Source organism: Chryseobacterium sp. AG844, assembly GCF_003182335.1.
Classification (GTDB): Bacteria; Bacteroidota; Bacteroidia; order Flavobacteriales; family Weeksellaceae; genus Chryseobacterium; species Chryseobacterium cupriresistens.
Window position 1 is genome coordinate 123639 of record NZ_QGTV01000012.1, and the last position, 14418, is coordinate 138056.

At 36.6% G+C, this 14418-nt stretch carries 15 protein-coding genes; 12 read left to right on the top strand and 3 right to left on the bottom strand.

The features are described from left to right. Positions 1-49 precede the first annotated feature (49 nt). From DEU40_RS13465 to DEU40_RS13515, 11 genes are all read left to right on the top strand, one after another. Positions 50-1264: an acetyl-CoA carboxylase biotin carboxylase subunit family protein gene (locus tag DEU40_RS13465; RefSeq protein WP_110010301.1), complete on the top strand. Its 1215-nt coding sequence runs from the start codon at positions 50-52 to the stop codon at positions 1262-1264. A 2-nt stretch (positions 1265-1266) separates the two neighbouring features. Next, positions 1267-1545, top strand: coding sequence for a hypothetical protein (locus tag DEU40_RS13470; RefSeq protein ID WP_110010302.1), 279 nt, complete (start codon positions 1267-1269; stop codon positions 1543-1545). Positions 1546-1572: 27 nt separating this feature from the next. Continuing rightward, positions 1573-2286 (top strand): alpha/beta hydrolase-fold protein, encoded by a 714-nt coding sequence (locus tag DEU40_RS13475; RefSeq protein WP_110010303.1) that lies wholly within the window; start codon positions 1573-1575, stop codon positions 2284-2286. A gap of 56 nt (positions 2287-2342) precedes the next feature. Beyond that, positions 2343-3296, top strand: a complete 954-nt coding sequence (locus DEU40_RS13480; RefSeq protein WP_062675074.1) for a RimK family alpha-L-glutamate ligase — start codon at positions 2343-2345, stop codon at positions 3294-3296. A 31-nt stretch (positions 3297-3327) separates the two neighbouring features. Then, the gene (locus DEU40_RS13485; RefSeq protein ID WP_110010304.1) at positions 3328-4449 is read left to right on the top strand and encodes a carboxylate-amine ligase; all 1122 of its coding nucleotides are present in this window, start codon (positions 3328-3330) and stop codon (positions 4447-4449) included. A gap of 32 nt (positions 4450-4481) precedes the next feature. Further along, complete coding sequence (locus DEU40_RS13490; protein WP_110010305.1) at positions 4482-5315, top strand: type 1 glutamine amidotransferase; 834 nt, start codon at positions 4482-4484, stop codon at positions 5313-5315. Between the two features lie 222 nt (positions 5316-5537). Beyond that, positions 5538-6716: a hypothetical protein gene (locus DEU40_RS13495; protein WP_110010306.1), complete on the top strand. Its 1179-nt coding sequence runs from the start codon at positions 5538-5540 to the stop codon at positions 6714-6716. Positions 6717-6739: 23 nt separating this feature from the next. Further along, a complete protein-coding gene (locus tag DEU40_RS13500; protein WP_110010307.1) occupies positions 6740-7198 on the top strand; it encodes a hypothetical protein in 459 nt (152 codons plus the stop codon). Positions 7199-8061: 863 nt separating this feature from the next. Next, positions 8062-8448 (top strand): hypothetical protein, encoded by a 387-nt coding sequence (locus DEU40_RS13505; protein WP_146207854.1) that lies wholly within the window; start codon positions 8062-8064, stop codon positions 8446-8448. After that, complete coding sequence (locus DEU40_RS13510; protein ID WP_110010309.1) at positions 8445-8960, top strand: hypothetical protein; 516 nt, start codon at positions 8445-8447, stop codon at positions 8958-8960. Before DEU40_RS13505 ends, DEU40_RS13510 begins: the two co-directional genes overlap by 4 nt. A gap of 8 nt (positions 8961-8968) precedes the next feature. Continuing rightward, positions 8969-9427 carry a protein-export chaperone SecB gene (locus DEU40_RS13515; RefSeq protein WP_110010310.1) on the top strand — a complete coding sequence of 153 codons (459 nt, stop codon included), beginning with the start codon at positions 8969-8971 and terminating at the stop codon, positions 9425-9427. A 73-nt stretch (positions 9428-9500) separates the two neighbouring features. Here the strand turns inward: DEU40_RS13515 and DEU40_RS13520 are convergent, their stop codons facing one another. The 3 genes from DEU40_RS13520 to cphA form a co-directional block, all read right to left on the bottom strand. Next, positions 9501-9911 (bottom strand): N-acetylmuramoyl-L-alanine amidase, encoded by a 411-nt coding sequence (locus DEU40_RS13520; RefSeq protein WP_228406513.1) that lies wholly within the window; start codon positions 9909-9911, stop codon positions 9501-9503. A gap of 273 nt (positions 9912-10184) precedes the next feature. Further along, positions 10185-10334, bottom strand: coding sequence for a bacteriocin-like protein (locus DEU40_RS22460; protein WP_181397966.1), 150 nt, complete (start codon positions 10332-10334; stop codon positions 10185-10187). A gap of 172 nt (positions 10335-10506) precedes the next feature. After that, complete coding sequence (cphA, locus tag DEU40_RS13525) at positions 10507-13137, bottom strand: cyanophycin synthetase (protein WP_110010312.1); 2631 nt, start codon at positions 13135-13137, stop codon at positions 10507-10509. Positions 13138-13338: 201 nt separating this feature from the next. Between cphA and DEU40_RS13530 the strand changes: the two genes are divergently transcribed. After that, complete coding sequence (locus tag DEU40_RS13530) at positions 13339-14226, top strand: cyanophycinase (protein ID WP_002979057.1); 888 nt, start codon at positions 13339-13341, stop codon at positions 14224-14226. Positions 14227-14418 lie beyond the last annotated feature (192 nt).

Here is a 14418-nt window from a genome sequence, read left to right on the forward strand (position 1 = left end):
CACAAATGCTTTTATTTTTGAAAATTCACTAAATCTTAAAAAACATTATATGGAGAAGAAAACTATTGTGTGTATTTCGTGCTATTACAAAGGCTATGATTTTATGGACGAAATGAAGAAGCTCGGCAATAAAATCATCCTTGTAACCTCCGAAAACCTCAAAGAAAAAAACTGGCCCTGGCATGCGATTGATGAAACATTCTATATGCCCGAGCTAAAGCCTTCCGTATGGAATCTGGAGCACCTGATTCAGGGATTTTCCCACCTGATGAAGACCAGAAAAGTAGATGCTGTGGTGGCTTTGGATGATTATGATGTAGAAAAAGCAGCGTTAATCAGAGAGACCTTCCGGATTCCCGGAATGGGACAGACTACCCACCGCTATTTCAGAGATAAACTTGCCATGAGGCAAAAAGCAAAGGATTCCGGGATCAGCGTTCCTGAATTTACCGCTGTGTTCAATGATAACGAAGTGGATGAATTTACAGACCGCGTACCTGCTCCATGGGTACTGAAACCAAGGTCTGAAGCATCCGCATCGGGCATTAAGAAAATAACCTCCAAAGAACAGCTTCTTGAAGCACTGGAAATACTGGGAGAAGAACGCCATCTTTTTTTACTGGAAAGTTTTAAACCCGGAGATGTTTACCATGTGGACAGTCTTACTTTTAACAAAAAAACAATATTCACTTCTGCCTCAAAATATCTTGCTCCTCCTATGCAGGTTTCTCATGAAGGCGGTGTTTTCAGATCCAAAACATTAGGAAGATATTCCGAAGAGTTTAAAGCACTGGAAGATATAAATTCCAGAGTTCTTTCCAATTTCGGACTTGTCAACGGAGCCACCCATACAGAATTTATCCGTGGAAAAGAAGACGGAAAATGGTACTTCCTTGAAACCTCATCCAGGGTTGGCGGTGCTCATATTCCGGACCTGGTTGAAGCGTCAAGCGGAATCAATATCTGGAGAGAATGGGCCAAAATTGAAGATGCTCTTCTTAGAGGAAATGATTACAGCGTTTCTCCCCCCACAGGCTATTATTCAGGTCTGATCGTTGCCCTGATTAAAGATAAAGAACCGGATTACAGCAGCTTTGAATGCGAAGAAGTTGTCAAATTTCTTCCGATAGACTATCATGTCGGAATTGTCTATAAATCCGGAGACGCCTCTGTTGTACAGGACAGGCTGGATTCTGCTGCTGAAATGATTCATGCGGATATGCTGAACATTCTGCCTCCGAAAGGTAATAAATTGAGTTCTTAACAATGAAACTTGACATTGACATTCAAAATGTTATTGAATTCATAATATACAGCCTACCCGAAGATTCCATCCTAAAATGTAATTTAGAGAACATAAGTCCCGGAAAATGGCACAGCAAAGCATATTATCAGTTCGTTGACTCAACTCATGCCAATACACCAGGATCAAAATGGATCTTTAAAGAAAATATAATCCTCGAACATCCGAAATTAGGAACACTCGTACTGGATATTTTAGAAAAAGATCAACTTGGAGGAATTGAATTTTATGAATTACTATAAAACCTAAATTAAAACTAAACAAGGAAAATGCCTCACATAGAACATACAGAGTATTATTCAAATATATTGGGAACAAGTCTCAAAGTAGAAGTGACCGGGCATTACGGCCATCCTATCATTATGTTCCCAACTTCCCAGGGACAATATACCCAGAATCATGATTTTCACCTTAACGGAAGCATCAACTGGTTTATAGAACAGGGAAAGGTAAAGCTTTACAATGTACAGACCATCGACAGCTGGAGTTTTTATGATGAAAAAATCTCTCCTCAGCAAAGAATAAGAAATTATGAACGGTATGTACAGTTCCTGCTTCAGGAATTTGTGCCTTATATCCAGAAACTTCATAAAACACATCGTGTAGCAGTGGCCGGAGCCAGTTTCGGAGGCTATCATGCCGCTAATTTTGCTTTCAGATTTCCGGATTTGGTTTCTCATCTGTTTTGTCTTTCCGGCGCCTTCAGTATAAGGAATTTTATGGATGGCTACTCTGATGATCTGGTATACTTCAACTGTCCGAGAGAGTTTGTACGGAATGATGAAGCCTGGAAGTATAAACACATGCATATTGTACTGAGCACTTCTGATCAGGATATCTGCAGGGATAAAAATGTTGAAATGGCTGAAATCCTCAGGATAAAAGGCATAGATTTCTGGTACGATGAAAGAAAATGGATAGGTCACGACTGGCCGCTATGGAGAATGGTCTTCCCTACCTTCATAGGAGCATTTTTCTCTTAAAAACAATAAAAAAAGACAAATAGAAAAAATATACACCCACCTTAAAAACAAAAATTATGACAAAAAAAGTAGGAATTCTTTTCGGTATGGAAGACACGTTTCCCTGGGCATTTATAGAAAAAGTAAATGAAATGGGAGGTGGCGATATCATCGCTGAACCCGTTACTATTGATAAACTGGAACAGGGTGCAGATTATGGTTATGCAGTGATCATCGACAGAATTTCACAGGACGTTCCCTTTTACAGAGCTTATTTAAAAAATGCTGCCCTTAACGGCACTTATGTCATCAACAATCCGTTCTGGTGGAGTGCTGATGAGAAGTTTTTCAACAATGCCCTGATGTCCAAACTGGGAATTCCACTTCCTAAAACGGTTTTACTTCCATCACACGAAAGACCGGACAATACTTCAGAAACTTCATTCAGGAACCTGAAATTTCCTCATGACTGGGAATATATCTTCAATTATGTAGGGTTTCCTGCCTATATGAAGCCTCATGATGGCGGCGGCTGGAAAAATGTATACAGAGTAGAAAATCCGGATGATCTTTGGAACAAACTGGGAGAAACCGAGCAGCTGGTGATGATGGTACAGGAAGAAATTATCTTTGACGATTATTACAGAGTGTACTGTCTGGGCCAAAAATATGTCCACATCATGCCGTATGAGCCGAGAAATGCACCTCACTTGAGATACGCCACCACGCATCAGACCCAAGGTGAAGAACTTGAAAAATTACTGAAGACTATTCATGATTATACGATTAAAATGAATCAAGCTTTAGGATACGATTTCAACACCGTGGAATTTGCTGTAAGAGACGGTATTCCTTATGCGATTGATTTCTGCAACCCGGCTCCTGATGCAGACCGCAATTCTGTAGGAGAAGAAAACTTTGCATGGATCATAGAACATGCTGCCAAACTGGCTATTGAAAAAGCTAAAGAATATGTTCCGGGGAAACCTAATATTGCCTGGGGAACCTTCGTGAAAGATTCCATAAAATAATATTGAAACAGAATTAAAAAACACAAAATAAATGCATCATCAGTTTACTATTGGAATTGAAGAAGAATATCAGATCATCGATGTGGAAAGCAGAGATCTGGTTTCTCACGTTTCAAAAATCATTGAAGGCGGCAAAGCGGTTTTAAGTGAAAACTTAAAGCACGAAATGCACGAATCCATGATTGAAATGGAAACAGGAATCTGCCAGAATATTCAGGAAGCCAGAACTGAATTAACGAATTTAAGGCGTCACCTCATCAATATCGCCCATGAACAGGGACTTCGTGTTTCCGGAGGTGGTACTCACCCATTCTCTCACTGGTCTGAAAACAATATCACTCAGGGAGAAAGATACATTAAAATCGTGGATGATATGGGAGATGTGGCCCGTGAAAATCTTATTTTCGGACTGCATGTTCATATTGGAATTCCTAATCGTGAAGAAGGTGTCAGAATTCAGAATGTGATGAGATATTTCCTTCCTCACGTCTATGCCCTTTCTACCAACTCCCCTTTCTGGATCGGAAGATATACAGGTTTTAAATCGTACAGACAGGAAATTTTCGTCAAATTCCCGAGAACCGGTATACCAAGTTATTTCAACTCGCTGGCAGAATTTGACAGCTATGTAGATCTTCTGGTAAAAACAGGAACCATCGACAATGCCAAGAAAATATGGTGGGATTTACGCGTACATCCGTTTTATCCAACTATCGAATTCAGAATCTGTGACATGCCGTTAAGAATTGACGAAACCGTTTGTCTTGCTGCCATCATGCAGAGTCTTGTTGCCAAAATCTATAAACTGCACCAGCAAAACCTCAGCTTCAGAAGCTATAGAAGATTACTGCTGAACGAAAATAAATGGCGTGCCTCCAAAAGTGGTATCGAAGCCCATCTCATCGATTTTGGGAAAGAAGAATCCGTTCCTTATCCTCATTTATTGAAAGAGCTTTTAGAGTTTATTGATGATGTGGTAGATGATTTGGGATGTCGTAACGAAGTGGAATACGCCTGGAAAATCCTTGAAAACGGAACCGGTGCAGACCGGCAGCTTCAGATCTTTAAGGAAACAGGTGATCTGACGAAAGTGGTTGATTATATGATCTCTGAAACGGAGTATGGCATCACCCATGGTGAACCTGCTTCATAATATTTTGGTAACTTTGCAAAAAATATGATGTAATGAAAGATATTCGAATTGCTCTGCTGGACATGAACAACAATCACGTTAATCAAGGTTTTAGAAACATTAAAGAAATTTCCGAAACATTTCAGCAGAACTCTGAAGAACATGTGGTGATCAAAACGTTTGATGTAAGATATAAAGATGAAATACCTGAAATAGAAGACTTTGATATTTTCATTTCTTCAGGCGGGCCTGGCAATCCACATCGTGAAGGTCTGGCCTGGGAAGACAGATTTGCCCATTTCCTAGATGCTGTTTTCGAGCATAATCAATACCATGAAGATAAAAAGTACCTTTTCCTGATCTGCCATTCATTCCAGCTGGCAAGTATTCACTGGAACCTGGGAAATATCTGCAAAAGAAAGTCTTATTCCTTCGGAGTAATGCCTGTTCATAAAACAGAGGAAGGCCAGGAGGAGTTTTTATTCAAAAATCTTCAGGATCCTTTTTATGCGGTAGATTCGAGAGCCTACCAGTTTATTGAACCGGATCATGAGCGTTTCCAAGAATTGGGAATGACCATCATGGCGATTGAAAAATTCCGTCCTCATATCAACCTGGAAAGAGCGGTAATGGCCGTTCGTTTTTCGGAGGAGATATTCGGAACACAGTTTCATCCGGAAGCCAATCCTGAATCTCTGATCGAAAACCTGAAGGATGAAAAGAACAAGGAAGCCATGATCGAAAATTTCGGGATGGAAAAATATCTTGAAACGATAGACAGAATAGACGATGAAGATAAAATCGTTCTGACCAGACATCAGATCCTTCCGAGATTCCTTCAGTTTGCAAAAAAAACCATTTTGAAAAAAGCTGAATCTTTGGCTTAATCAATACAAACCACAAAAGTCACAAAAGGGATTGGGGTATTACAATCATAAAAGCTGTTGAGAAGAACACATAAGCTTTCTTGAAAATAAAAGATTTCCCGATTAAATAGGTATTTTATAAAAGTGTATTGTAAACTTTTATATTCTAAAACTTTTGTGCCTTTTGTGATAATCAAATTGGGCATAAACGTCCGGTTTTTTTACCATCACAAAGAAAAAAATATGATCCCAGAATACAGAAAACAGTTCAATCAGGAGTTTTCAGATGAAAAATACCATCAACTCAAAAATATACTGACTGAAAAAGGTGGAACAGCACCTGGTTTCAGAGTTTCAGAAAGTCCTATTTTTCTGACTAAAGAGTTTGAGAAAAAACTGATAGACGCCAGTGAAAGTATCATCAGCCAGATTAAAGCAATGCCGGCAGAACTCCTTCAAAAAGCCATTCCTGAAAACTGCAGGGTTCCCAATGATACCCATCAACCTCATTTTTTCACCATAGATTTTGGAGTCTGCAAAAGTGAAGACGGAGCAATAGAACCTCAGCTGATAGAACTTCAGGCATTTCCTTCTTTGTATGCTTTTCAGAAAGTATATGAGGAAACGTATTGTGAAGTCTACCCTTTCCTTTCGGAGATCAGAAATCCTATGCCGCATGAAACTTTTAAAAACTATTTGAAGGAACTGATTGTAGGTGATGAACATCCTGAAAATGTAATCCTGCTTGAAATCTTTCCGGAAAGACAAAAAACGGCTATTGATTTTGCTTTGACCGAGAAACTGCTAGGCATCAAAACAGTATGTCTGACGAAAGTAAAAAAACAGGGTAGAAAACTGTATTATGAAAATAATGGTAAGCTAACCGAAATCAAAAGGATCTACAACCGTGTGATATTTGACGAACTGGATAATATTCCGGATCTGCATACAGAATTTGATTTCCGCGAGGAAGTGGATGTAAAATGGATTACCCACCCAAACTGGTTCTTTAAAATTTCAAAATTCCTTTTGCCTTTACTGAAGCATGAGTTTGTTCCAAAGAGTTATTTTCTGCATGAATTCCCAGAGCATGAAAATCTTGAAAATTTTGTACTAAAACCATTGTTTTCATTCGCAGGAAGCGGAGTTAATTTGAATCCTACGAAAGAAATTACCGACTCTATTCAGGATAAGGAAAACTATATTTTGCAGAGAAAAGTCTATTATGAACCCATTTTTGAAGATATCAACGGAGATTTTTCAAAAGCAGAGATCCGTTTGTTGTATATTTGGCGGGAAAATGACGAACGCCCTATCCTATTGGAAAATCTGGGAAGAATGACTAAAGCCGCCATGGTGAATGTACACTTCAATAAAAAAGACGCCATCTGGATTGGTAGTTCGAATGCTTTTTTCGGATAAAAAACTGATAAAACTAATACAACATGGAAGAAAAGCCAACCGCTTTTGCAGAATTTGAAAACCACACTTTAACACGGAGAAGAGATCTATTACCTGTCTGGATTAAAATTTTCTTATGGATCTTTTTAATCGGAGGAGCACTGGCTGCTATCTTTTTATTGGCAGGCTCTCTGATGACTCATGTCTCTTTATCATTATACGGAATGAATGCCAATCATCCGTATTCAATGACAGGACTTTTGATCTGCTTATTGTTTCTGTTCAAAGGTATTGTTGCCTGTGGACTTTGGTTTGAACAAAAATGGGCGCCGCAGGCTGCCATAGCTGATGCCATTATCGGGATTGCTGTTTGCCTTATTATGATGGCCATTATCCCGTTTATGTATCCATCAATCAGCTTTACCCTCAGATTAGAACTTATTCCTTTGTATTTTTATCTTAAAAAAATGCAGAGCATAAAAACAACCTGGGAAAACTTATAGAAATAAGAGGCTGTCTCAAAAGTCAATAATTTGGCTTTTGTCATGACTACGTCGAATCTTCGATTTCTGACGAAGGAAGAATCTCTTGGGTAACCAATTATTTGATATTCTTCAATACATTGCATTTCGTTCAGAATGACACTTTTGAGACAGCCTCTTTATTTTTTACTCCTGAAGTCCTCTCCAATCATAAAAAATCCCCCAAGAAGGAGGATAAAAAAATTGACATGTACGCTGTGTTTTCACAAACATTGTAAATATGCGGATAGACTGCAGGTGTACCCTTACGGGAAACCGTAATTGACTAATTTTAATTCTAATTAAATTCGAGTGAAAATAAAAATAAGTGATGTAATAGAATTTAAGTCTGGATGAATGGGAATAAAGAAATCAAACGTATTGGCTTAAATTTCCAATTAATTCAACTGACGAAAAACAAATGATACAAGTTTATATGTATGATAACGGTATTGCCGTACCTTGGCAAACTTTGATATTTGTTCCATCATGCACTTTGAATTTTATTATTACCCTATTACGGATAACCGTAAGGTGGAGTTATATTTTTTTCATTGCTTTGTAAAAAATAACAACGACTGTCGCAAACTTGAGACTGAGAATACCTTCTTGTCAATAGTTTTTGCAACATATAGATAAAATCAATAACCGTGTAAGATATGCCACAGTATTATAATTTTTCATTGTTGTTTTGTTGCGACAAACAATGTTGCAATATTTTTTAAAGGATGAATGAACCATCGGAACAAAAATTGTGTATTTTTGCTAACAGAAATAAAGGTTCATATAAAAATTAATTAACATGTGCAACTTTTATTTTATAAAAACTAATTAACTGAATATTAATGTCACATTCTTATTTGAGTAAGTCTAAGGATACTTATAATTCTGGTGAAATATTGAGATCCAAGGATATGCATAATTCTAGCATACATTGTTATTACTATTCATGCATGCAATTATGTAATCACGTTATTGCTGTAACTGAAAGTCTATCTGACAAAGAAATAAGGGAATTATTTAGAACGGCAGAATCACATAATGAAACAATAAATAGAATAGTTAAAAAAGCAGGTTTAAGTACTAGGAAAGCTTTAACTGTTAATTTGTCAACTTTAAAGAATAATAGACAAATTGCTGACTATCGAAATTTATCATTAGGCGAACCTCAAAGTGAAGAGTCAAAAGATCTCTGTATTGAAATAACAGAATGTTTAAATAGATTATTATGAAAAAACAAACAAATTTTTTGCTAGATCAAATTAAATTTTTAACATCCAAGTATGATCTTAAGGCAAAGTATGAGTATAATTCTGATATAGATATTCATTTTGTTCTTTTATACTCCCATACATTAGATTTAGATTTTGTAGAAAAAATTTCTGACGAATTATATGAATCTTTTGTTAATGAATTCCCAAAATCAATGGTAGCTGTTATGGATAAGAACAATAAATATCAATTTAGATTTGAATCTATTTTTGATAATATCAAAGAAGAAATTTCTGTTTGTAATGTCGAGATCCGTAAAAAAGTTAGTCACCTAGCATTGAATATCTCAGAATCTTTGGACTTTGCTAAGTATAAAACAGTAACAATAGACACATGTAATATCATAGATAAAATTGCAAATAAATATAATGAAAAGGTAATTTATAAAGAATCATTAAGTTTAAAAAATGCAAATATCAATAAAAAAGAACTTGTAAATAATTTAAATGACGAATTTGCATTTGCTGCTTAATTTAAAACATGAAAACAGAATTACAAAACATTATTCTAGCTAGCACTTCATTTGAACGAGATAGAGTTTTAAATCTAGAAGAAACATATGAACTTACTACTGAGATAGAAATAAGTCATGCATTTAGTAGAAAAAAATATTTAATTGTTGAGTTCGTTTATAAAGCTAATTTTTCTCTGAATAAAAAAGCAAGTAATCGTAATAAAATAACTTATAATTCTAAGCATGTAGCTCAATTTAAAATTGATGATTTTAACGAACAAAATGAAGAAGACTTGTTAGTAGCTGAAAGATTTGCGAATATAAATGCGGCAGCTATGATTTTTCCTTTTATAAGAGAAAATGCGGCAACTATTTCTGCTAAAGCTGGAATGTCTCCATTAATAATACCAATTACAAATTTTGTCAAAATTTTTGAAGATAAAAAACAAAAGGAAAAGCAAGAATATATTAAACCAAAGAAATAGTTTAAACATATTTAATCGAATCCCCACTTTAACAGTGGGGATTTTCATTTGAAACAGCCTTGCTATACTTCAATTATAAACCAACATATTCTTTCTTCGCATCAAAACTAGGGCAAGCTTTATGAACATTTGGAAAATCTCTATGTCCCTGAATTGTAGCTTTAGGAAATCTTGATTTTAATTCTCTTAGCAGCTTGACAATAGATTTTTTTTGCTCTTGCGTTCTTGTATCTTTTGGATGGTTGCTTTTATCAATGCCTCCAATGTATGATATATTGATTATTTGGGAATTCCACCCTGCAACGCCATTGGATACCTGATCAATGGGCAACGTGTTGACTATTTTTCCATCAGCTTTTATCATATAGTGATAACCAGGATTTTTCCATTTCAGGTTTTCCTTCCAATACCTTTTAATGCTCTCTATTGTAACATCTGGCTGTGTTGCTGTACAATGTATAACGATGTAATTGATTGTTCTCATGGATTTCATTTTATTATTTTGAACAAAATTAAACTTGTAACTCCCAAAATAGTGAAGGAAAAACACCCTATTTACATTGTTGTGATCAATACCTTTTTAAACGTTTATAAAATAAAAAAACAAACCTCCGACATTTCTTCGGAGGTTTGTTTTTTTATTATTGTGTTATATTCTATGAATTGATCTTTTATATTAAAAAGTATAATTGTGAAAAGAAAACTCAAAAAGCCTGAAATACAGTAACAAAAAATCCCTCATAGTGAGGGATAATTTTTATAAATCCGGACATGCCATCTGATTGTCATGGGGAATACATACCTTTTCATTCCATGGCACTGGACAATCATGAAAGCCTGGAGGGCATCCTCCTTTTCCGTTGATACTTCTTAATTTCTCTTTAGAGATTTTCTTTAAATTTTTCATGGTTTTGATTTAAGTTTAGAAATCAAATATAAAAATTATTCTCCAATAAGAGATTTAACATAAAAAAATAATCGTTATTGATTCCTGTAAGCAAAAAAATAACAATAGATAAAAAATTGCAATACGTTTTCCATTTCGTATTGCAATTGTAATAAGTTTTATAAGGGTGTATTTATATGTTTTTATCGTCTTCCAAAAGCTCCTTGGCCTGATATTCCTGAACCAGATCAATAGCATTGGAAATCACATCACTTAAAGCTGTGATAAATGTTCCTTCTTCTGCCATTCCTATCGCATGTTTTAAGGCTTCAATTTCTTTAGGAATGATCTCATAACTGACATCTCTTCCTGCAGAATTAATACCATCGATAATCAATCCGTTGATTTCATCTTCGGTTCTTCCACGAAGATGTTTCTCATTTCGGATGATAATATAATCAAACATTCTTCCGGCAATTTTTCCACATTCTCTGATATCATTGTCTCTTCGGTCTCCGACACCGGATATAATACCGATTTTCTTTGTAGATTCTACGTTTTTCAGATAATCTTCAATGGCTTCGTATCCTGAAGGATTATGGGCAAAGTCGATCAGAACTTTAAAGTTTTTGAATTTAAAAACATTCAGTCTTCCCGGTGTCAGCTGGGCACTTGGAATAAAGGTTCTCAAAGAATTGGAAATATCCTCAATCCCGAATCCGTAAAGATAACTTGCCAAACTGGCTGCCAATACGTTTTCAATCATAAACCTGGCCTTTCCTTCCATCGTAATCGGGAAGTCTTTGGCTTTTCCTATTCTGATTTTCCAGTCACCTTTTTTGATGGTTACAAAACCTTCTTCATATACACAGGTTATCTTTCCTTCTTTAGCAAATTTTACAATATGAGGATTGTTTTCATCCATACTGAAAATAGCCACATTAGAATCGAGATCACTCACAATCTTCATGGAGTATTCATTATCCGCATTCAACACACTCCAGCCGCTCTTTTTGACACTATCCAGTACAACACGTTTTACCTTGGTAAGATCTTTTAAACTGTGAATATCGTTCATTCCCAGGTGATCTTCCTCAATATTTGTAAGCACTCCGATATCACATTGTGAAAAACCAAGTCCGGAACGTAAAATACCGCCTCTTGCGGTTTCCAGCACTGCAAATTCTACGGTAGGATCTTTCAGAATAAATTCCGCAGAAAGCGGCCCTGTAGTATCTCCTTTTGACAGCATGGTATTTTGAATATAAATTCCGTCCGAAGTCGTAAATCCTACTCTGTAGCCATTACTTTTTACAATATGGGAAATAAGTCTTGTTGTGGTTGTTTTTCCATTGGTTCCTGTTACTGCAATGATGGGAATGGTAAAAGGTTTCCCCTGAGGATAGAGCATATCAACCACCGGAGCAGCCACGTTTCTTGGCAGTCCTTCACTTGGAGCAAGATGCATTCTGAATCCAGGTGCTGCATTGACTTCAATAATGGCGCCGCCACTTTCCTTTAAAGGCTGGGTAAGGTTTTCTGCCATCACATCAATACCGCAAACATCCAATCCAATAATTTTAGAAATTCTTTCAGCCATTGTGATATTTTCCGGGTGTACCATATCTGTTACATCGATGGACGTTCCTCCGGTTGAAAGATTGGCTGTTGATTTCAGGTAAACCACTTCTCCCCTTTGAGGAACCGTTTCCAGCGTGTACTGAAGCTTATCCAGTAATTCTAAAGTGTCTTTATCCACTTCAATTTCAGTAAGGACATTTTCATGGCCATAGCCTCTTCTAGGGTCTTTGTTTTCTTTTTCAATAAGCTGCTGAAGGTTCAGTTCTCCATCGCCTACAACATGGGCAGGAACTCTCCTTGCAGCGGCCACCATTTTATTATTGATCACCAGTATACGGAAGTCGTAACCTGTGATATATTTCTCAACAATTACTTTTCTTGAATATTTCTGAGCATGTTCAAGGCCTATTTTAGCAGCATCCCAATCGTTCACATTAATGGAAGAACCTTTTCCATGGTTTCCATCCAGAGGTTTTAAAACAATGGGATATCCAATTTTCCTGATTACCGCATGTAAACCTTCTTCATCTGTTACCAAATCTCCAATCGGTACGGGAATAGCTGCATCATGAAGCATTCTCTTTGTTAATTCTTTATTACACGCGATATCAACAGCAATAGAACTGGTGTTCCCGGTAATGGTAGCCTGAAATCTTTGCTGGTTCACGCCATAACCAAGCTGTACCAATGAGTTTGTGCCCAGCCTGATCCATGGGATTCTTCTGGATGCCGCTTCTTCTACAATACTTCCTGTGGAAGGTCCTAAACGAACGCGTTCCCTGATTTCTTTTAATCTATGGATACATGCATTCAAATCATAGTCTTTTCCTTCAATCAGTGCTTCTGCAATTTTCACAGATTCTTCTGCAGCAAAGATCCCAGCATTTTCTTCGATATAATTGAATACTACATTATATACTCCCGGAGTTTTTGTTTCACGGGTTCTTCCAAACCCTACATCCATTCCTGCCAGGGTTTGTATTTCCAAAGCGATATGCTCAATGACATGTCCCATCCAGGTTCCTGTTTCCACTCTATGGAAAAAACCTCCCTCCACTCCTTCCGAGCATCGGTGCGTTATCAATGATGGGATTAATTTTTCAATCCTTTCCCGGAATCCCTCAATTTTGTTGGTAGGATAATTCTCCATTTCTTCTAAATCCAACCTCATCTGTATCAGCTTCTTTCTTCTGATGCTCCAGATGTTAGGACCTCTTAGTGCCTGAATCTTTTCGATTTTCATAGTCTATTGGCATTTTAACAGTTAACAATAACTCCTTTCATAGCCAAAGATAATGTAAAACCCTAAACGAAACTATACCACATTTAAAGATTCATTAAAAAAAAATTAATTTTAATTAACATTCCTAAAACATTAAAAATCAACTAAAGATGGCATGAAATTGGCCAAAGAATGTGAATTATTTTTTAATTTTGCACAATGATGAAACCTGTTGGAAAATTAATAGTTATCGGAGGCGCTGTAAACAAAGGAAGTTTTGCTGAAACCGATTATGATCAGAATATAGAAAAGAATCTTAATTTTTTTGAGCGTGGGATCCTGCGAAAGATTATCAACGAATCAAAACTAAAGGAAAATTCTGTCATTGAAATTGTTACCACTGCCTCTCAAATCCCTCAGATCGTAGGTTCCGAGTACAAAAAAGCATTCGAATTTCTTGGAGCTAAAAATGTAAATGTTCTGGACATCCACAACCGTGAGGAAGCCAATTCTGATGCAATGGTCGCGAGGGCCAACGCTGCCGATGTGATGATGTTCACTGGGGGAGATCAGCTGAGACTGACCTCTATTCTTGGAGGAACAAGATTTCATGATACGGTTTTATTAAAATACCAGGAACAGGATTTTATTTATTCCGGAACTTCTGCGGGTGCTGCAGCAGCTTCTGAAAATATGATCTATCAGGGAAGCAGTTCTGAAGCTTTATTGAAAGGAGAAATCAAAACTACTCAGGGATTGGGGCTAATCGATAATGTTATTATTGACACTCATTTTGTACAGCGGGGAAGAATAGGGCGTCTTTTCCAGGCGGTTGTCAACAATCCGAGAACGCTGGGAATCGGATTGGGTGAAGATACAGGACTTTTCATTCATAATGATGTAATGACTGCTGTAGGTTCAGGTCTTGTTATTCTGGTAGACGGAAGGTTTATCAAAGATACCAACCTTACCAATATCAACCTTGGAGAGCCGATTTCTATTGATAATTTAACAGTACATGTAATGTCTATGAATGATCATTATGATCTTACAACAAAAACGCTGACGATTGAGAATTCGCAGTTTAATCCTATTCCACAGGATAAATAGAACAACAAATACAGCTATACAAACGGGACCTTGGTTCCGTTTTTTATTTAACATTCATTTTAAGTTGGGCTAAAGCCAATGGATTTAAAACGTTTATGGTAGTGTCTCACTAACTGTGTAAGTTAAAAAGTTATTCTGGAAAATTTTGAGCCCTCATAGCTCAAAAAATTTTACGGAAATAACTTTTTATTA